Source organism: Dactylosporangium sp. NPDC051541 (assembly GCF_044454505.1).
In the GTDB taxonomy this organism is placed as follows: Bacteria; Actinomycetota; Actinomycetes; order Mycobacteriales; family Micromonosporaceae; genus Dactylosporangium.
Genome location: NZ_JBITDU010000008.1, coordinates 22,216 through 41,281, shown reverse-complemented (window position 1 = coordinate 41,281; position 19,066 = coordinate 22,216). Strand labels below are relative to the sequence as shown.

18 protein-coding genes are annotated in these 19,066 nt (G+C 73.8%); 10 read left to right on the top strand and 8 right to left on the bottom strand.

The features are described from left to right. Nucleotides 1–179: 179 nt before the first annotated feature. Nucleotides 180–995: an alpha/beta fold hydrolase gene (locus ACIA8L_RS31940; protein ID WP_395910310.1), complete on the top strand. Its 816-nt coding sequence runs from the start codon at nt 180–182 to the stop codon at nt 993–995. Continuing rightward, nucleotides 992–1,786: an alpha/beta hydrolase gene (locus ACIA8L_RS31935; RefSeq protein ID WP_395910309.1), complete on the top strand. Its 795-nt coding sequence runs from the start codon at nt 992–994 to the stop codon at nt 1,784–1,786. Before ACIA8L_RS31940 ends, ACIA8L_RS31935 begins: the two co-directional genes overlap by 4 nt. Before the next feature lie 31 nt (nt 1,787–1,817). On the opposite strand, the gene ACIA8L_RS31930 is transcribed toward ACIA8L_RS31935, so the two are convergent. The 5 genes from ACIA8L_RS31930 to ACIA8L_RS31910 form a co-directional block, all read right to left on the bottom strand. Next, nucleotides 1,818–4,796, bottom strand: a complete 2,979-nt coding sequence (locus tag ACIA8L_RS31930) for an AAA family ATPase (protein WP_395910308.1) — start codon at nt 4,794–4,796, stop codon at nt 1,818–1,820. A gap of 352 nt (nt 4,797–5,148) precedes the next feature. Beyond that, nucleotides 5,149–6,111 carry a helix-turn-helix domain-containing protein gene (locus tag ACIA8L_RS31925; RefSeq protein ID WP_395910307.1) on the bottom strand — a complete coding sequence of 321 codons (963 nt, stop codon included), beginning with the start codon at nt 6,109–6,111 and terminating at the stop codon, nt 5,149–5,151. Nucleotides 6,112–6,211: 100 nt separating this feature from the next. After that, on the bottom strand, nt 6,212–7,411 hold the full coding sequence (locus tag ACIA8L_RS31920; RefSeq protein ID WP_395910306.1) for a condensation domain-containing protein: 1,200 nt from the start codon (nt 7,409–7,411) through the stop codon (nt 6,212–6,214). Between the two features lie 44 nt (nt 7,412–7,455). Then, nucleotides 7,456–8,112, bottom strand: a complete 657-nt coding sequence (locus ACIA8L_RS31915; RefSeq protein WP_395910305.1) for a response regulator — start codon at nt 8,110–8,112, stop codon at nt 7,456–7,458. A 3-nt stretch (nt 8,113–8,115) separates the two neighbouring features. Then, nucleotides 8,116–9,183 carry a sensor histidine kinase gene (locus ACIA8L_RS31910; RefSeq protein WP_395910304.1) on the bottom strand — a complete coding sequence of 356 codons (1,068 nt, stop codon included), beginning with the start codon at nt 9,181–9,183 and terminating at the stop codon, nt 8,116–8,118. Nucleotides 9,184–9,261: 78 nt separating this feature from the next. Here ACIA8L_RS31910 and ACIA8L_RS31905 point away from each other — a divergent pair, with 78 nt between their 5' ends. The 4 genes from ACIA8L_RS31905 to ACIA8L_RS31890 are packed head-to-tail and all read left to right on the top strand — an operon-like array spanning nt 9,262 to nt 11,845. After that, a complete protein-coding gene (locus ACIA8L_RS31905) occupies nt 9,262–9,723 on the top strand; it encodes a PPOX class F420-dependent oxidoreductase (RefSeq protein WP_395910303.1) in 462 nt (153 codons plus the stop codon). Next, nucleotides 9,720–10,334, top strand: coding sequence for a Crp/Fnr family transcriptional regulator (locus tag ACIA8L_RS31900; RefSeq protein WP_395910302.1), 615 nt, complete (start codon nt 9,720–9,722; stop codon nt 10,332–10,334). The genes ACIA8L_RS31905 and ACIA8L_RS31900 overlap by 4 nt, the downstream gene beginning before the upstream one ends. Nucleotides 10,335–10,344: 10 nt before the next feature. Next, the gene (locus ACIA8L_RS31895) at nt 10,345–11,181 is read left to right on the top strand and encodes a zinc-binding dehydrogenase (RefSeq protein WP_395910301.1); all 837 of its coding nucleotides are present in this window, start codon (nt 10,345–10,347) and stop codon (nt 11,179–11,181) included. Nucleotides 11,182–11,191: 10 nt separating this feature from the next. Further along, nucleotides 11,192–11,845, top strand: a complete 654-nt coding sequence (locus tag ACIA8L_RS31890) for a PHP-associated domain-containing protein (protein ID WP_395910300.1) — start codon at nt 11,192–11,194, stop codon at nt 11,843–11,845. A 40-nt stretch (nt 11,846–11,885) separates the two neighbouring features. Here the strand turns inward: ACIA8L_RS31890 and ACIA8L_RS31885 are convergent, their stop codons facing one another. Next, nucleotides 11,886–12,533, bottom strand: coding sequence for a fasciclin domain-containing protein (locus tag ACIA8L_RS31885; protein WP_395910299.1), 648 nt, complete (start codon nt 12,531–12,533; stop codon nt 11,886–11,888). Nucleotides 12,534–12,969: 436 nt separating this feature from the next. Here ACIA8L_RS31885 and ACIA8L_RS31880 point away from each other — a divergent pair, with 436 nt between their 5' ends. Both ACIA8L_RS31880 and ACIA8L_RS31875 read left to right on the top strand, forming a co-directional pair. Next, entirely contained in the window at nt 12,970–13,605 is a 636-nt protein-coding gene (locus ACIA8L_RS31880) for an RNA polymerase sigma factor (protein WP_395910298.1), read from the top strand. Continuing rightward, the gene (locus ACIA8L_RS31875) at nt 13,559–14,425 is read left to right on the top strand and encodes an anti-sigma factor (RefSeq protein WP_395910297.1); all 867 of its coding nucleotides are present in this window, start codon (nt 13,559–13,561) and stop codon (nt 14,423–14,425) included. The genes ACIA8L_RS31880 and ACIA8L_RS31875 overlap by 47 nt, the downstream gene beginning before the upstream one ends. A gap of 35 nt (nt 14,426–14,460) precedes the next feature. On the opposite strand, the gene ACIA8L_RS31870 is transcribed toward ACIA8L_RS31875, so the two are convergent. Continuing rightward, complete coding sequence (locus tag ACIA8L_RS31870; RefSeq protein WP_395910296.1) at nt 14,461–16,719, bottom strand: endo-1,4-beta-xylanase; 2,259 nt, start codon at nt 16,717–16,719, stop codon at nt 14,461–14,463. A 286-nt stretch (nt 16,720–17,005) separates the two neighbouring features. On the opposite strand from ACIA8L_RS31870, the gene ACIA8L_RS31865 reads away from it, so the two are divergent. Continuing rightward, nucleotides 17,006–17,485: a hypothetical protein gene (locus tag ACIA8L_RS31865; protein WP_395910295.1), complete on the top strand. Its 480-nt coding sequence runs from the start codon at nt 17,006–17,008 to the stop codon at nt 17,483–17,485. Nucleotides 17,486–17,570: 85 nt separating this feature from the next. Further along, entirely contained in the window at nt 17,571–17,855 is a 285-nt protein-coding gene (locus ACIA8L_RS31860; RefSeq protein ID WP_395910294.1) for a DUF427 domain-containing protein, read from the top strand. A gap of 61 nt (nt 17,856–17,916) precedes the next feature. Here ACIA8L_RS31860 and ACIA8L_RS31855 read toward each other — a convergent pair whose 3' ends face one another. Continuing rightward, nucleotides 17,917–19,014 (bottom strand): DICT sensory domain-containing protein, encoded by a 1,098-nt coding sequence (locus ACIA8L_RS31855; protein WP_395910293.1) that lies wholly within the window; start codon nt 19,012–19,014, stop codon nt 17,917–17,919. Nucleotides 19,015–19,066: the final 52 nt, after the last annotated feature.

Here is a 19,066-nt window from a genome sequence, read left to right as displayed (position 1 = left end):
CGGGACAGTCGATCGACGGAAGCGGGCCGGGGCCCGGCTCCGGCAGCGTGGTGGCACAGCAACGAGCCACCACGAAGGGAACCGCCCCATGCCGACCACCCGCCGCACGCTGATCGCGGGCACCGCCGCGATCGCCACCGCCGCCGTCATCGCCGCCGCCCGCTGAAGGAGCCGACACGATGTACGTCACGACAACCGACGGCGCGCAGCTGTTCTACAAGGACTGGGGTACCGGCCGCCCGGTCGTCCTGTCGCACGGCTGGCCGCTCAACTCCGACAGCTGGGAGGCGCAGGCGCTGTTCCTGGCCGCGAACGGCTACCGGGTCATCGCCCACGACCGGCGCGGCCACGGCCGTTCCACGCAGACGTGGGACGGCAACGACATGGACACCTACGCCGACGACCTGGCCACGCTGCTCGACACGCTCGACGTGCGGGAGGCCACCCTCGTCGGGTTCTCCACCGGCGGCGGGGAGGTGGCCCGGTACATCGGCCGCCACGGCACCGGGCGGGTCGCCCAGGCGGTCCTCGTCTCCGCGGTGCCGCCGTTCATGCTGCGCACCGCGGACAACCCGGACGGCGTGCCGATCTCGGTGTTCGACGCGATCCGGAAGGGCTCCCGCGCCGACCGTTCGCAGACGTACAAGGACCTCGCGGCCGGCCCGTTCTTCGGCGGTGGAGCCTCACAGGGGGTGCAGGACGCGTTCTGGCTGCAGTCGATGGCGTCCGGGCACCGCAACGCCTACGAATGCATCGCCGCGTTCTCGGCCACGGACTTCCGCGACGACCTGGCGAAGTTCGACGTGCCGACGCTGGTCATCCACGGCGACGCCGACCAGGTCGTCCCGTTCGACGTCGGCGGAAAGCGCTCGGCCGCCCTCATCAAGGACGCCGAGCTGCTGGTGTACTCCCACGCCCCGCACGGCCTCACCGACACCCACAAAGAGCAGCTCGGCCATGATCTGCTCGCGTTCCTGAAGGAGTACACCGGATGAGCACGATCGTTCTTGTGCACGGGCTGTGGGTGACGCCGCGCAGCTGGGAGCACTGGGTGCCGTACTTCGAGGCCAAGGGGCACACCGTCATCACGCCGGCCTACCCGGGCTTCGAGGTCGAGGTCGAGGCGCTGCGGGCCGACCCGGCCCCGATCGTGGCCGCCACCGTCCCCGAGACGGTCGCCCACCTGGAGAAGATCATCACGGCCCTGCCGGAGCCGCCGATCATCATGGGCCACTCGTTCGGCGGCACCCTCACGCAGCTGCTGCTGGACCGCGGCCACGGCGCGGCCGGCGTCGTCATCGACTCCGCCCCGACGGAGGGCGTCCGGGTGACACCGCCGTCACAGATCCGTTCGCTGTTCCCGATCCTCAACAACCCGGCCAAGCGCCACCAGGCGGCCGGCTTCACACACGAGCAGTGGCACTACGCGTTCACGAACACGCTGTCGGAGGAGGACTCGCGGGCCGCGTACGAGCGGTACGCGATCCCGGCCCCGGGCCGCTGGGTGTGGTCGTACGGCCTGATCGCCAACTTCAAACCGGGCAAGCAGGAGACGTGGGTCGACTACCGCAACCCGGCCCGAGCCCCGCTCCTGTTCATCGCCGGCGGCGCCGACCACATCATGCCCCCGTCGGTGAACCGTTCCAACGCCCACCACTACAAGGCCGAAGGCACGATCACGGAGTACCGTGAGTTCCCGGGCCGCTCCCACTGGACCTGCGGCGAGCCCGGCTGGGAACAGATCGCCGACACCGCCCTGGACTGGTCCCTGCGCCACACCCGCTGACGCCGACCGGGCCCGGGCCGGCGGCTCCGGGTCAGCCACTCACGGCGGCGGCGAGCTGGGCGCGGCGGGTGATGCCGAGCTTGGGGTAGATGCGGTACAGGTGCGAGCTGACCGTGCGATGCGACAGGAAGAGCCGCTGGCCGATCTCCCGATTGGACAGCCCTTCGGCGGCCAGCCCGGCGATCTGCAGTTCCTGCGCCGACAACTGCTCCCGCCCGTCCGCCGCCCGCCCCTGACCCGGCTCGCCCGCCGCCCGCAGCTCACCCCGCGCCGTCTCAGCCCACGCCCCCGCCCCGAGCGCCTCGAACCCTTCCCGCGCGGACCGCAGCGGACCGCGTGAGGCAAGGATCCGCTTCCGCCGCCGCAGCCAGGCCCCGAACGCGAGCTGCAGCCGCGCCCGATGCACCGGCCACCCGGTCAGATCCGCGGCCAGGGCCCGCGCGAACGCATCCTCCGCGGACCCGGGAGCCCGGGTGGAGCGGGCCCCGCCCGCGGCCGTGTGATCGGCCGGCGGTGGGTTCCCGAGGACGGCTTCGGCGTAGGCGACACAGTGCAGCAGCATCGGCGACGGCAGCCGCAGGGCCCGGTCCCGGAAGCGGGCCAGGATCTGCCATGCGTCGTCGCGGCGGCCGGTGCGGACAGCGGCGTCGGCGAGGTCGGGCAGCATCCAGCCGGACAGGTCGGGGTGGTGTGCCGGGTCGGCCGGGTCGTGGACGCGTACCAGCAGCTCGAGGGCCTCGTCGGGGCGCCCGGCCGTGAGCGCCGCGACCGCACGGGCGTGCTGGGCGATCGCGGCGGCGAACCGGGCACCACCGAGGTGCGGGCTGCTCAGCGCCGTCCCGGCGAGCCGGACGGCCTCGTCACCGTCGCCGCGCATCGCCGCCTGCAGGGCCAGGGTGGCCCGGGCGGCATCGGCCCAGAACGGTTCACCGGCCTCGCCGGACAGACCCTCGGCCTCCTCGAGCGCGGCCCGCGCGGCCGGCCAGCGGCCCAGCCACAGCTGCGCGAGGCCGCCGCCGACGAGAACTCTTGACAGCGCCGCCGTCCGGCCCTGGGCCCGATACCCGGCGGCCGCGGTGGCGAGGTACGACGCGGCGGTCCCGAACTCGCCGAGGACGAGAGCCGCCTCACCGAGGTCGCGCAGCCCGTCGAGGTCGGTGCGGTCGGGGACCAGCGCGGGCAGGCGGCGCAGGACAGCCGCGCCGTACGCCTCCGGGTCGCGGTAGGCGTCGATCGCGAGCCCACGCGGATCGTCGCCGCCGAGACCCAGCCGGTCGAGCACGGCCGCGATGCCGGCGGCGGCCCCTGGCGGCCGGCCCGCCCACCAGCCGCGCGCCGCGGCCCGCCGGCACAGCTCGGCGGCCAGGTCGATCGCACCGGTCGTGCACGCTTCGGACGCCAGGTCGATGAGCCGATCGATCCGGGTCACGTCCCGCAGGTCGCCCGGGTCGACGATCTCCCGGACGAGCGCCAGCCGGCCCTGCCCCACAACGTCGTCGACGGGCGGTTCGATCCGGCCCGGCCTGGTAGCGTCGCCGGCGGCCGGTTGGATCGGGTTTTGCCCGACAGCGTCGCCGGCGGACGGTTGGTTCCGGCCTTGCCGCACAGCGTCGCCGGCGGGCGGTTCGATCTGGGCGATGAGCCGGGCGGCGACCCGGCGGTCGGGGAGTTGCGCCGCCAGGTCGGCCGCGTCCAGCCGCAGCGAGGTGCGGCGGGCCGGGTCGGTCGTGAGCTCGGCGGCGCGGTCGAGTCCGGTGACCGCCGCACCGAAGGCTCCGCGTTCGCGCGCCCGCCGGGCGGCCGCCTCCAGGTCGGCGCTGACGGCCTCGTCCGGCCCGAGGGCGGAGGCACTGCGGTGCCAGGCCGAGCGGTCCGGGTCGGCGGACAGCGCCGCGGCGAGTGCGGTGTGGATGCCGATGCGGGCGATGACACCGGTCGCGCGGTACACGGCCGCGCGGACGAGCGGGTGCCGGAACCGCAGGTGCCGGCCGTGGAGCAGGAGCAGCCCGGCGTCGATGGCCGGCTGGATCGCGGCCGCGGTGACCTCGGTGCCGGCGACCGTCGCGGCGATGTTCAGCAGGGCCGGGAGCGCGGTGTCGGGTCCGGCGGCGAGGACCGCGAGGACGGCGCGGGTGGTGGCGGGCAGCGGCGCGTACCGGTCGGAGAAGGCCGACTCGAGCCGCTCGTTGAGTGGCGGCAGCCCGGCCGGATCGTCCAGGCCGGCGGTGGCCGGAAGGTGGGCCGGTTCGACAAGCGGGCGCGGACTGCCGGGCGGGTCGTCGGGGCTGTTCGGGTCCGGCGGGGCATCCGGGTCGGCGGGGGTGAGCAGGCTCGGCAGTTCGACGAGCGCGAGCGGGTTGCCGGCGGCGGCGGCCAGGATGCGGTCGCGGCGGGCGGGGGAGAGGGCGGGTGCACGGTCCTGCAGGATTCGGCGCGCGGTGGTGTCGTCGAGCTCCGGGAGGTACAACTGCCGCAGTCCGGTCTTCGACAGAATCATGGTGTGCTGGCTGCGCACCGCCAGCAGGGCCGCGATCGGCTCGGCCCGCAGGCGGCGGCCCACGAACACGAGGACGTCGAGGGTCGGCGGGTCCAGCCATTGTGCGTCCTCGGCCAGGAGGAGCAGTGGTCCGCGGGCTGCGCGGACGGTGAGCAGTTCGAGCGTTGCGAGCCCGGCGGAGAACGGGTCCGGCCGGATGTCGTCCTCGCCGAACGCGCCGCGCAGGGTCCGCTGCAGCCGTGGTGTGAGGGCCGGCCGATCCGTGCGCAGTGGTGTCAGGAGCTGGTGCAGTCCGGCGTAGGGCAGGGCCGTCTCGGCCGGGACGCCGTCGGCCCGCAGCACCGTCATCCCGGCCGCGCCCGCGGCCCGCCGGGCGGCCGTCAGCAGCGTCGTCTTGCCGGTCCCGGCGTGGCCGCGCACAACGAGCGCCGCCCCACGGCCGTCGCGGGCCCCGTCGAGGACCCCCATCACCGCCGCGAGCTCACGGTCCCGCCCGTGCATCGGCACCGCCACAGCCGCACCTCCTTCGCCCCTCGGCGACGACTGTCGCAGAGCGAGCAGTGCACCGGTGTCGTGTCAGTGCACGCTTCTGTCGCCTGCGTGCAACGCCACGCCCCGCCGTCACGCAACGCCAACGCCCGCCGCGCCCCCGCCCGCGGCCACGCAACGCCACCGCCCGGCGCCGCACGACGACACCGGCGGCGCGCGAACGACCGCGGCGGCGTTCGGGGGCGGTGTTCGTCAGTGCGCACTTCCTTCGTTGGTGTGCGACGTCGCGGCTGTCGGTGCGCGAATGACCGCGGCGGTGCGCGAATGACGGCGGTGGCGCGCGAATGACGGCGGCGGCGTTCGGGGGTGGTGTTCGTCAGTGCGCACTTCCTTCGTTCGCGTGCAGCGCGACCAGCTGGCGTGGTGTCACGCCGAAGGCGGCCCGGAAGCGGCTGGTGAAGTAGCTCGGGCTGGTGAAGCCCCAGGCGCGGGCCACGGCGGCGATGGAGGTGTGCCGGGGGCGGGGTGCGGTCAGGTCGGCCCGGGCACCCTGCAGGCGCTGCTCGATGATCGACTGCTCCAGGCTGCGGCCCATCGACTGGTACAGCTTGTACAGGGCGCGCACCGACATGGCGTTGGCCTGTGCGATTCGGGCCGGTGTGAGGTCGGGGTCGCGCAGGTGCCGGCGGACGTACGCCTCCACGCGCGGCCACTGCGAGGAGTGCATGGCATCGCGCAGCCGGTGACCGTCGCCCGCGGCCGAGATGATCAGGGCGCGCATCAGCTCCGCCGACGCGGCGCCGAGCTCGGCCGCGCCCGGGGTCGCGGCCAGGGTCTCGGCCTGCGCCGTCACCCGGGCGACGTGGTCGCGGACGAGCTTGTAGAGCGGGCTGCCGCGCAGCTCCCGGCTCGCCGCGTGGATCAGGTCCCGGGGCAGGCCGAGCCGGTCGACGTCGACGTGCAGCGCGTAGGAGGCGCCGGTGCCCTTCCAGCCGTAGACGTACGGCAGCGACAGGTCCAGCAGGATCAGGTCCCGCGGGCCGAAGAGGCGCTCCTCCCGCGCCCACGCCATGTGGTTGTCGGCCCGCATCGGCAGGGCGAGGACGATCGACGTCTCGGTCGAGGCCCGGGCGATGCGCGGTGTCCGGTTGAGCGTGATGCCGGTAGCGTCGATGTTGAACACCGTCGCGGCGCCGAACTCGGACACGGTCATGCGCGCGGCGATGCCGCCGGGGTCCTCGAACGAGGCTGTGCTCGACGAGCAGTTGACGCTGACCGTGGCCTGGAACGCTTCGGCCCGGTCGCCGGCGGGCAGCGACCGCGTGTCGAGAACGAGCACCGCACCCCTCCACGAGTGTCGATGCGCGAAATCTAGCGCCCGCGGGGCCGGTACGGATGGTCCGTGTGTGCAGGTTCGGGTCCGTGCGTGCCGGGCCGGGTCAGGCGACGACGGACTCGATCGTGCGGACGAGCTCCTCGACGGCGGCCGGGGTGAAGCAGGCGGTGTCGACGTCGAGGATGAGCCGGACCGCGCCGGGCACGTCGTCGGCGTGCAGGAACAGCGGTTCGGTCGGGCCGACGGGCTCGGACCAGGTCAGGACGCTCGAGGACGGTTCGGCTCCGAACGAGGTCGTCGTCACGGTCCGGCGGTCGTTGAAGCACGGCGTGGCCAGGGCCGGGATCGCGTGCGGGTCGTAGTAGGCGTACTTGCGGGCGGGCAGCGCGGCCTTCGCCACCGCCGGGACCGCGTCCGCGAAGGCCGGGGGGACGTCCACGACGCACAGGCCCAGCTGCGTAATCGGACTGACCACATCGGACAGTCCACTGCGGAACCGGTTGCTGACGACCTGGCGCACCCCGATCGTCGCCGACCCGGTGACCCGGGCCAGGGCGGCGAAGTAGGCCGCCAGGAGGACCGTGGACTCGTCCGTGCCCGAGCGGGCGGCGGCCTTCGGCAGGCGGTCGGCGAGCGCGGGGGATTCCAGGACGCATTTGCGGTACCGCGGCCGGGAAACGCTCGCCGTGAACGCGGGGAGGTCGCCGGCGTGGCGGTCCCAGTGCCGCCGGGCGCCCGCGTGCTGCCGGACGCCCGCCGCCGACGCCTGCCAGGCCGCGATCCCCAGCGGGGTCAGGCCCGTGATCGGGGTGGTGACGCGGCGGGTGGCCTCGTCGACCATGATGGCCCCGCCGAGACCGTCGGTGACGAGGTGCGGCATGACGGCCACCAGGCGCACCGGGGTGCCGCGCTCGCAGATCGCGGCCATCCGCATCGGCCAGTCCGCGACCAGGTCCGGCGCCGAAGTCCGGTAGCCGCGCTCGACGGCGGCCGCGACCTCGTTCGGGTCCGAACCATCGGCGTCGACGACGTCCAGCCGCGCCACCCCGGAGGCGAAGACCTCCTGCTCCGTGCGGCCGGGCCGGAGCCGGGTCCGAAAAGCCTGCCAGCGTTCCATGGTGTACCGCAATTCGCCCGCGACATCGGCCAGCGTCGTGCCCGCGGCGACCGGCCGGTGCCCGCCCATCGGCAGCCACGAGTCCTCCCGCCGCATCGCCCGCAGCATCGCGCGCTGGCCCCAGGTCAGCTCGGCGACGCCGGAGTCCGCCGCGGCGAACGGGACCTCAACGCGCGTCACAGTCATGCGGCTCAGGATCGTTACGAACACGGCCGCGGACAAGCCTTGACTTATCCGGCCGGGCGCACCAGTCCGGACTCGTAGGCGAGGACGACGGCCTGGACCCGGTCGCGCAGGCCCAGCTTGGCCAGGAGGTTCGACACGTGCGTCTTCACCGTGTGCTCGGTGACGAACAGCGCGGCCGCGATCTCCGCGTTGGACTGGCCCCGGGCGACCTCGCGCAGGATGTCACGCTCACGCGGCGTGAGGGCGTCGAGGCGGTGGTCGGGGCCGGTCGCCGCCGCCCGCTGGCCGAGCACGTCGGCGATGAGACGGCGAGTCACCGTCGGCGCGAGCAGTGACGTCCCGGCGGCGACGGTCCGGACCGCCGCCACGAGGGCCGTGCGGTGCATGTCCTTGAGCAGGAAGCCGCTGGCCCCGGCGCGCAGGGCGTCGTAGACGTACTCGTCGAGGTCGAACGTGGTCAGCACGAGCACCCTCGCCGGTGTCGCCGCGCAGATCTCACGGGTCGCCGCGATCCCGTCCATCACGGGCATGCGGACATCCATCAGTACCACATCCGGCGCTTCGGCTTTGGTCTTCGCCACGGCCTGCCGCCCGTCCGATGCCTCGCCGACGACGGTGATGTCGGGCTGGGCGCCGAGGATCATGCACAGGCCGCCGCGGACCAGGTCCTGGTCGTCGGCGACGACAACGCGCAGCGTCACGGCTCAACCACCCACCGGCAGGGACGCGGCGACCTCGAAGCCGGGCCCGTCGGCCCGCGGGCCGGTCCGCAGCGTGCCGCCGACGGCCTGGACCCGCTCCAGCATGCCGGACAGCCCGTGCCCGAACACCGCCTGGCCGCCCCGGCCGTCGTCACGGACGGTGACCTCGACCGCATCCGCCGCGCCGGTGAGCGACACGAGCACCCGCTGCGCGCCGGCATGCTTGATGACGTTCGTGAGCGCCTCCTGCACGACACGAAACGCCGTCGCACCGACGTCGGACCGCATCGGGGGTACAGCCCCCCGCTCCAGCCGCACATCCAGGCCGGTCCGGCGGGCCCGCTCGACCAGCGACGGGATCGCGTCCACCCCGGCCGCCTCGGGCGCCTGCTCACGCAGCACGCCGAGCGCGTGCCGCAGCTGGACGAGGGCCTCCCGCCCGGTGTCGGCGATCGCGTCGAACGCCGCCTCGGCCCGGTCGACATCCGTGCGCACGACCGACGCGCCGCCCTCGGCCTGCACGACCATGAGCCCGACCGAGTGCGCGAGCACGTCATGCATGTCCCGGGCGATGCGGGCGCGCTCGTTCGTGGCCGCGGCCGCCTGCGCCTCGGTGAGCCGCCGGGTGCGCTCCTCCAGGAACGCGATGCGATCACGGCGGCCCCGCACCCCGGCGCCGAGGGCGTAGGCGGTGACGAACATCAGCCCGACGTACCCGAACGACGGCGGGTTCTCCTGGGGCACGACCAGGGAGAACACGACACCGGCGGCGGTGGCCAGGCCGGACGCGACCCGCCAGCGGGGCGAGGCCAGCTCGGCCCAGGTGTAGGTGGCCACCAGCTGCCCGTACGGCATGTCGGGCAGCAGTTGCAGCACCGACAGCCAGGTCGTGCCGACCCCGACGACCGCCGCGACGAGGACCGGCGCCCGCCGCCGCCAGAGCAGCGGCACCGAGGCGAGCAGTCCCAGCGCCAGCGTGCCGAGGTCGAACGGCAGGTACCACAGCGCGGGGAACGTCGTCGCGGCGGCCACGGCCACGGCGATGAGCAGGTCGACGGCCCTCACGCGCATGCCGTCATTCTGTCCCGCCGGTCGACGGCGGGCCTCCCTCTCAAGAACCAGATCCGATGTGTGGGTACCTTCACAGGCATGGCACGCAAAATCGCGACGAACGACACCGTCGACCGGGCCGGGCTCGTCGACTTCCTCAGGCCGCGCCACCACGGGATCGTCATCACCACCCGCGCCGACGGCCGCCCGCAGTCCTCCCCGGTCTCGTGCGGTGTCGACACCGAGGGCCGCATCGTCGTGTCGACCTACCCGGACCGGGCCAAGGCGGCCAACCTGCGCCGCGACCCGCGGGTGTCGGTGCTCGTGCTGTCCGACGACTGGAACGACGCCTGGGTCCAGGTCGACGGCACCGCCGAAGTCCTCGACATGCCCGAAGCGCTGGAACCGCTCGTCGAGTACTTCCGCTGCATCTCCGGCGAGCACCCCGACTGGGACGAGTACCGCCAGGCCATGCGCGAGCAGAACAAGTCGCTGATCCGCATCACGATCGACCGCTGGGGCCCGATCGCCACCGGCGGCTTCCCGGCCCGCCTGGCTTGAGCCCCTACGCGGCCCTCGACACCGCCCTGCGGCAGTGGGCGCCGATCCCGGACGCGGAGCTGGCCCGGGCGCACCGGATCTTCCGCCCCCACCGGGTGCCGGCCCGCACGCTGCTGCAGCGGGCCGGTGAGCCCTCCGACCGGGTGTCGTTCATCGTGCGCGGCCTGGCCCGCATCTACCTCGTCGCCGGCGGTGGCACCGAGCGGGTCCGGGCGTTCCGGGCCGAGGGCGACCTGGTCTGTGCCTACGCGGCCGCGCTGCGCCGCGCCCCGTCGGCCGAGTTCATCGAGACGCTCGAGGAGTGTGAGCTGCTGACCGCGGCCCGGCCCGCGTTCGCGGCGCTCTGCGGTGGCCACCCGGCGTGGACGGCGATGCTCAACGCGATGCAGGAGCGGCTGTTCCTCGACGCCGAGCGGCGCTCCCGGGACCTGCTCGGCGCCGACGCGGCCGCCCGCTACCGCAGCTTCCTGACCGAGCGGCCGGCGCTGGCGGCGCGGCTCACCCAGCGGCAGATCGCGGCCTACGTCGGGATCACCCCGGAGGCGCTGAGCCGGCTGCGTCACACCCCGGCGTTGATGGACATCAAGGCGGGACCGCGGGACGGCTTCTAACGTCGCGCTCATGAGTACCGCGATGATGCGCGTGGCCGGGGTCGAGACCTTCGGCGAGCCGCTGCGCCTGCTGGAAGTACCAATCCCCGCGCCCGGCCCCGGTGAGGTGCTGGTCCGGGTCCGGGCCGCGGCCGTCAACCCGGCCGACGCCGGCATGGTCGCCGGCCGCTACCGCTGGGCCGAACCGGTCCGTTTCCCGCTCGTCCCCGGCTACGACGTGGCCGGGGAGGACGCCGCGACCGGCGTGGCGGTGGTCGCGTTCACGATGCACAAGACGACCCAGCGCGGCGGGTACGCGCAGTTCGTCGCCCTCCCGGCCGATCTCGTCGTCCCGTTGCCGCCCGGCGCCGACCCGGTCGCGGCCGCCGCCCTGCCCCTCGCCGGACTCACCGCCTGGCAGGCCCTCGACACGCTGGGCGACGACGTGCGGACCCTGTCCATCAACGGCCGGGGCGCGGTCGGCGCGTTCGCCCGGTCCCTCGCGGCCGATCGGGGTCTCACGCCGGTCGACGACGACGGCCCGGTGGACGCGGCCCTGGACACGGTCGGCGGCGCCCGGGCGTGGGCGGCGTTCGAGCGGGTTCGCCCCGGCGGCCGATACGCGACGGTCGTCCCCGAGTTCTGGGTCCCCGGCGGCCCGTTCGCTCCCGCGCGGGGCATCGAGCCCCTGGTGGTCTCGGTCCGCTACGACCGCGAGCAGCTCCTCGGCCTGGTCGACCGGTTCGCCCGCGGGGTGCTGAGCCCGGCGATCGAGGCGGTGCTGCCGCTGTCGGAGGCGGCCACGGCCCACCAGCGGCTGACCGGCGGCGGCCGGACCGGGAAGCTGATCCTGCGGCCCGGTCGGTAGGCTTCGATGGATGGCGATCTGGCTCCGCGGTGACTGCCACGTCCACTCGGCCGCCTCGACCGGTGGCGAGCTCACGCCGGAGCAGGTCGTCGCCGAGGCCGTGGCGGCCGGGCTGGACTTCATCGCCGTCACCGAGCACGGCCACGCCGAGACCTACGAGCACTTCCGGGCCGTCGCCGGTGACCTGCTCGTGCTGCGCGGGGTCGAGCACGTCACGCCCGACGGGCACTGGCTGGAGATCGAGGGCGGCCTGCGGATCGCCGCCCATCCCTTCGCGCCCTACCCGACCGGCACGATGCGGCGGCCCTGGGACGAATTCGACGTGATCGAGGTCTGGAACGGGCCGTGGACGTCCGACCGGCCGTGGCAGGCCGACAACGAAGCCGCCCTGGCCGAGTGGGGCCGGCGGCTCGACGCGGGCATCCGCCAGCCTGCCATCGGGTCCAGCGATGCGCACCTGGCCGGGCAGCTGGGGGTACCGCACACCGTCGTCCGGGCCGAGGAGCGCACCCCGGCCGCGATCGTCGCCGGGCTCCGGGCCGGCCACAGCTGGATCGCGGCCGGGCCCGGAGTCCAGCTGGACGGCTCCGGGCGGCGGGTGGTCCGCCACTGCGACGGCTCGATGCGGACACTTGCGTCGTGGCCGTACCGGGCCGGAGGCTGAGGCCGGTCAACCTCCGGCCCGGTCGCTGTGACCGGTCGGGTCAGGGAAGGTCGACCGGGCGCAGCACCCGGTCGATGCCGTGGGCGATCTGCTTGTTGCCCCGGTTGATGTCCGTCCGCACGACCACCGGGTCGCGGTCGTTGCGGTCGGCGTCGACGAGGCGGATGCACCAGCCGTAGCGCACGTCCACGGTGATCGCCGGGCCGAGGGCGGTGGTCAGCGCGGCTCCGTCGGCCTTGCGGGCCGCGCGCGCGTCGATGGTGGCGCCGGGGATCACGTGATAGAGCAGGACCTGCTCGACGGTGTCGACGCCGAGCCCGGCGACGGCCGTGAACGCCTGCTGCTCCGACGGCAGGCTGTGCCCGCCGCCGACGTCCTGGGCCAGGCGTTCGAAGGCGCGGTCGTCGGGCAGAAACGCGGTCAGCGCGACGGTACCGTCGGTCAGCACCTTGACCGGCGACTGCGGCTTGGCCTGCAGGACCGTGAGCACCGCCTTGGTCAGAATGTCGTAGTCGCGGCTGTTGCGGTCGAAGCCGCTCGTGTCCGCGGTGAGCACGGCGGCGAGGGAGCGCGTGCCGGACGGCTTCGAGCCGCTGTTGGCGGAGGCGGGCGCCGGCGCGGCGGCGAGCGCGATGGCGGTGACGGCGGTGCCGGCGGCGAGGCCGCGGACCAGTCGGGTGAGGTGCATCAGCAGAACCTTTCGGGCCGGTGCGCGCTCGCGGCAGCGGGCGCGTCGGTTGGAACGGTTGGCGGTGACGGCCGTCACGACCGGTACTTCGCGCCCGCCCCCGGAGTCGGATGCACCCCGGCCGCGATTGCTCCCGATGAGGTCCGGGGCTTCGCGTTCGTCGCCGGGGGCGCCCGCGGTTGCACCGTGTGGAAGCTGTCGCCGCCGCCATCGGGATCGCCGGGCTCGCCGCGGCCGTGCACGCCGCCGGTGTGAGCAAGGTGTCGCCAACATCAACCTCGTCGCCCACCTCACCGCCGACGGCGCGCGCCCGGTCTGCTGATCGCCGTGGCCGGTGGCTTCGCGCGCCGCGCCGGCATCGGCCGTCGGCGACGACGGCCGTCCGACCCGGCCCGGCCCCGCTGTTCATGCGATACCGTCTGGAGGTGGTTGTGCGATGGTGGCACCGACGGTGACCCCGGCCGGACCGGGCACCGACAGCGCCGGCAGTGGCCCACCCGGTGAGCCCGACGAGCTCGCCGCCGCGTTCCACCGCGGCGACGACGTCCTCGGCCTGGTCTACCAGCGCTTTGCGCCGGCCGTGTTCCACCTCGCCACCCGGACGCTGAGCGCCGCGGCCGACGCCGAGGATGTCACCCAGGGGACCTTCGTGGCCGCCTGGCAGGGCCGCGCCGGGTTCGACCCGGCCCGCGGCACCCTGCTCGGCTGGCTCCTCGGCATCGCCCGGCGCAAGGTCGTCGACCAGCTGCGGGCGGCCGGACGGCACGACCGGGCCACGGAGTCGGCCCGCCGCAGCGTCCCGGCCGCGGCGATGGCGGCGCCCGCAGACGAGGTCGTCGACCGGCTCGTGCTCGCCGACGAGCTCGCCCGGCTGCCGGACGAGCAGCGCCGGGTGCTGCAGCTGGCGTTCTACGACGACCTGACCCACACCCAGATCGCGGCGGTCACCGATCTGCCGCTGGGTACAGTGAAAAGCCATCTCCGCCGGGGGATGGCCCGGCTCCGCGAACGATGGGAGGTGGACGTTGCCGCACCTGGACGCCGATCAGCTGATCCTACGGGCGCTCGGTGAGGAGCCCCTCACACAGCAGGAGACCGAGCACATCGACGGGTGCCTCCAGTGCCGCGGCGACCTCGACCGGCTGCGCCACCTCACCCGCGAGGTCCGGCACACGCAGCGGCTGCAGGACCTGCCGGCCCCGCCGCAGCGGGTCTGGGACCGCATCCAGGCCGAGCTGGCCGCCGCCGGCCGCGACGTCGCCCCGCCGCCGGTCGCCCTGCACACCGACGCCGTCCCGGCTCCGCTCGTCGCGCACACCGGCGTCGTCCCGCCTCCGCTCGCCGCGCCCGTCGACGTCGTCCCGCCTTCGCCGCTCCGCCGGGCGCCCGTCGCCGACGAGCTCGCCGCCCGCCGGGCCCGCCGCGGCCCCGGCTGGGCGATGACCGGCCTCATCGCCGGGCTCGCCGCCGCGCTCGCGGTCGTCGCCACCCTGGTCGCGACCGGCCGGCCCGCACCGGCGCCGCAGGCCGCGCCGTGCGCCGGGGTCGCCGAGGTGCGGCTGGAGGCGCTGCCGGGCGTGCCGGCGGGGGTCAGCGGCTCCGCCTGCCTGCGCACCGTCGACGGCCAGCGCCGGCTGCACATCCACGCGCAGGGCATGCCGGCCCCGGCCGGTGGCGACTATGAGGCCTGGCTCCTCGACGCCACCAGCCTCAACGGTCCCAGCCTGCGGATGGAGGCCCTCGGTGTCCTCGCCGGCGGCACCGACGAGGACCTGCCCGTCCCGGCCGATCTCAACCTCGAGCAGTACCGCATCATCGACATCTCCGCCGAGCCCCACGACGGCAACGCGGCCCACTCCGGGCATTCCCTGCTGCGCGGCATCCTGTCCTGATGGGCCGGCCCGGTGCCCGGGCCGGCCCGGGCGCGTCAGGCCGGCTTGAACTGCTGGTTGGCCTGGCCGTGGCAGTCGTAGATCTGGATCTGCTGGCCGTTGCCGGTGCCCCAGACGTCGAGGCAGCGGCCGGACTGCACGCCGCTGATGGTGCCATTGGCGTTGATGTTCCACTGCTGGTTGGTCTGGCCGTTGCAGCTGTAGACCTGCACGGCGGCGCCGTTGCCGGAGCCGGCCGCATCCAGGCACATGTTGCCGTACACCTGCAGCTCTTTGGCCGTTGTGGGGGTCCACTGCTGCTGGGTCTGGCCGTTGCAGTCGTAAAGCTGCACGCGGGTGCCGTTGGTGTGGGAGGCGTTCGGCACGTCGAGGCAGCGGCCGGACTGCGTGCCGACGATCCGCTTGGCGCCGCCCTGCGGAGGCGGGGACGACGACGGCGGCGGGGACGTCGGGCCGCCGGGGGACGGCACCAGCGAGCACCTGACGCTCGAGCGGGCGATGCCGGTGGTGTCGGCGATGCTCGGGCACAGGAACCGGCTGTAGCGGGTGTCGTTGTCGACGAAGATCTTCAGCCACTCGATCTGGCTGCGCAGCTCGATGTCGTTGGGCTTGGTGAAGTACAGGTGGTCGGCGCCGGCCAGCTGGATGTAGGCGGCGGGGGTGGTGGCCGGGATCGTCGGGTAGAGGCCGTCGAGGTAGGACGGGGTGACGGTGGTGTCGTTCTGGCCGCCCACGATCAGCGTCGGGACCGTGTCGGCGGCCAGGTTGCCCGACGGCTTGTACGGTGCCAGGCCGATCGCGGCCTTCAGCGACGGGCGCTGGGTGGCGGCGTAGAGCGCACCGCCGCCGCCCATGGAGTGGCCGATGACGGAGAGGCGGTTGCGGTCGACCCGGTCGCGGACCGCGCTCTGGCCGGTGAGGTAGTCCAGCGCGGCGAGCAGCTGCGTGCCGCGGGCCGTGTCGTAGTCGTTGCGGCTGTTGGTCTCGATCCCGATGACGACGAAGCCGAACGACGCCAGCCGCGGGCCCATCCAGGCTTCCTCGTTGGCGAACAGCGCGGTGTAGCCCGGCACGATCGCGACCGCGCCGTAGGTCTGGCTGGTGTCGGTCGGGTAGTAGATGTAGCCGCCGTTGAAGCCGTTGCCGGGCGGCACGGTGAGCTGTGCGGTGGCGAAGGGGCCGTAGGTGGCGGCGACCGAGGCGACGGTCGGGTCGGGGCCGCGCTGGTACGGGTTGGTGTCGCCGCCGGGCGTGGAGGGTGACACCGTGACGGACGGCGAGGTGCTCGGCTGGGCGGCGTTGAGCGCGTCGAGGACGGAGGTGTAGGCGGCCTTCTTGTTGCCGCTGCCGTCGAAGAGCAGGGGGTTTTCGCTGGAGCGCCAGGAGTCGCTGTCGCGCACGCCCCACACGGTGATGCCGACGCAGCGGGGCACGTTGACGCAGGCCTGGGTGAGCCCGGCGTACTGGTTGGTGGCCGAGTTGGTGACGTCGACCTCGGTCAGCGCCACGTCCACACCCAGTGCCGCGAAGCTCGACAGGGTGGTCTGGAAGTTGGACGGCAGGGAGCTGCCGCCGGTGAAGTGGGTCTGCAGCCCGACGCAGTCGATCGGGACACCACGCGATTTGAAGTCCTGGATCATCCGGTACACGCCTTGCGTCTTGGCGTATGACCAGTTCTCGATGTTGTAGTCGTTGTAGCACAGCTTGACGGAGGGGTCGGCGGCGCGGGCGGTGCGCAGTGCCACCTCGATCCAGTCGTTGCCGGTGCCCTGCAGGTTGGAGTTGCGGCGGCTGCCGTCCTCGTTGAACGCCTCGTTGACGACGTCCCAGTAGGCCAGCTTGCCCTTGTAATGGCCCACCACGCCGTTGATGTGGTCGATCATCGCCTGCCGCAGGGTCGACCCGGACAGGCTCTGCATCCAGCCGGGCTGCTGCCCGTGCCAGGCGAGGGTGTGCCCGCGGACCTTCAGGCCGCGCTGCGTCGCCCAGTTGTAGATCTGGTCACCGGAGTTGAAGTTGAACTGCCCCCGCTGCGGCTCGGTCGCGTCGGGCTTCATCTCGTTCTCGGCCGTGATCATGTTGAACTCACGACCGGCGATCGTCGTATAGGTCGAGTCGCCGAGCCGGCCGGCCGCGATCGCCGTGCCGAAATAGCGCCCGGACTGCGCGGCCGCCGCACCGAGCGTGCTCGCGGCCGCATTCGCGTTCGGGACGATGACGGCCGCCGCGGTGACCGCGGCGATGGCGGCGCCGATCGCGAGCCCCAGGCGGCTGCTGACGGGTCTGCGTGCCACTCCTACCTCCTCATGCGTAAGTGCGTACGCGATGCTGGCATAGGAGTTAATCGATGACAACAATTTCCGGAAGTTTATCGGAAGATTGCTTTCGGGAGCGGGCTGCGACGGGAATAAAATTATCGAAAATTCGCGGAAACGGTTATGCCGAACCGCTGCGGTCGGTCGCATTTCCGGTCGGCCGGCGGTCCGAATTTCGCTTTTCTTCGAACGTTGTTTCGAATCGGCGATCCGGGAACAGCGGGGCCGGCGCATCTGCGGCCCGGGCGGCCGGCGAATGCGAGGTATGACGGTTCGCACCGAAAGCGCGGCCGGCGGCGCCGGTCGATGGCTGCTGCTGGGCACGGCGCTGCTGCAGGCGGCCGCGCCGCCGCTGATCGGCTTCGCCGGCGACGCCACGGACCCGCCGATCGTCCCGCCCGGACCGTTCTTCGCCGTCTGGGGCGCGGTCGTGCTCGGCTGCCTGCTCGCCGCGGCGTGGGGACTGCCCCGGCGGCGCGCCGCCACCACCCCGTATCGGCTGGTCCAGCTGCCGCTCAGTCTCGTGCAGCTGGGTTTCGTGGGCTGGCTGCTCGCCGCCGGGTCCCGGCCGGCCTGGCTGACGCTGCCGTACACCCTCACCGCCGCCTGGGCGCTCACCGGCGTCACCGTGAGCGCCGTCATGGCGGGCCGGCCGGTGCTGGCCGCGACCGCGGTGGCCGGGCTGCTGACGGTCGCGGCGACGGCGCTGCGCCGGCGGCGGCCGGTCCTGCGGCCCGGCACCTGACCGCGCCCATCGTCGACGTCGTGGCGGGCAACCGGTCACGTCACTTCAGGGCCGGCGCCCGGGCGGCCGCGCTAGCTTTGCGGGTATGCCGAAAGCAATCTGGAACGGAACGGTCATCGCCGAGAGCGACGACACCGTCGTCGTGGAGGGCAACCACTACTTCCCGCGGGCGGCCCTGCGCGACGACGTGGTGCGGGAGTCCGGCACGCACACCGTCTGCCCGTGGAAGGGCACGGCGTCCTACTACACTCTCGAGCTCGACGGCGCCCGCAGCACGGACGCCGTGTGGTATTACCCGCAGCCGAAGCCGGAGGCGTCGATGGTCTCCGACCGCGTCGCCTTCTGGAAGGACGTCGAAGTCGTCGGCTGAGACGGCCCGGCCGGCGCCCGCATCGTGCACGACACCGGGCACCGGCCGGCCGCCGTGGTCGTCAGGGCCGCGCTTCGGAGTCGCCGAGCGTCGCCACGGGGATCTGCTGGGCCGCGCTCCAATCCAGGCCGGCCCGGAGCTGGTCGAGGGGCAGCGGCCGGTCCCGCGTCACCAGGACGGCACACGTCGTGCGGGGGATGAAGGGGTGGGTGCCCCGCAGCCGCGCGATGTCCTCGGTGAGCCGGTTGGCCACCGCGACCGCCTCGTCGTGCGGCAGCGCCGGCATGATGAGCAGCAGATCGTCGGCGTCGAGGCGGACGGCGCGGTCGACCGGCCGCAGGACGGCGGTGGCCGCGCGGACGACCTCGATGGCGGCGATCGTCTCGGCGCGCCGGCCGAGCCGCGGCGACAGTTCGTGGGCGTGCTGCAGCCGGATGCCGAGCAGTGCCAGCGGCAGCGTGCCGGCGGCGGTCGTGCCCGTGTCGCCGAGCCAGCGCTGCGCGGCCCGCTGCTCGGTGAGGTCCTGGGTCTGCTCGTCGTCGCGCCCGGAGGGGACCGGTGCCGGTGCCGGCCGCCGTTCCAGCCGCTCGGCCAGCAGCCGGATGGCGGCCTCGGCGCGCAGCTCGCCCGCGGTGCTGGGGAGCTCGCGGGCACGGTTGAGCACGCCGTCGATCGCCGCTGTGGTGGCTTGCGGGAGCCGCGACCCGAGGACGCGCCGCAGCCGGGCCACCTCGTGCAGGGCCTCGTCCCGGCGGAACCACCATGCGGCGTCGAACAGCCGGCCCGCCTCGAGCGTCGGCGCCGCGCTCACCTGCTCCAGATCCCGGGCGACGAGCACCGCGCCGAACCGCGGGGTGAGGATCACCACGCTCCACTCGCGGGCGAGCGGGTCGTCGTCGGCGAGGGCGACCGCTACGAGGTCGCCGGGTGGCGCCGCGTGGTCGAGCCCGACGCCGGCCACGATCGTGGCGTCGGCCTGCGCGGCGATCTTGGTGTAGACGGCGCGTTCGCGGTCGAAGTACGCCCATCGCTGGAACAGCCCGAAGACCACCATCGGCGCGTCGTCGGCGGCGAAGAGGGCGGCCCGTTCGATGGCGTGCGACACCGTCACCAGGGCTCGTTTGGTCATGGGGACGGGGCGCTGCCCGGAGCGTGACACCCGGCGAGCCTATGGGACCCGGCCGATGAGCGCCATCGTGCCGGTCCGGGGT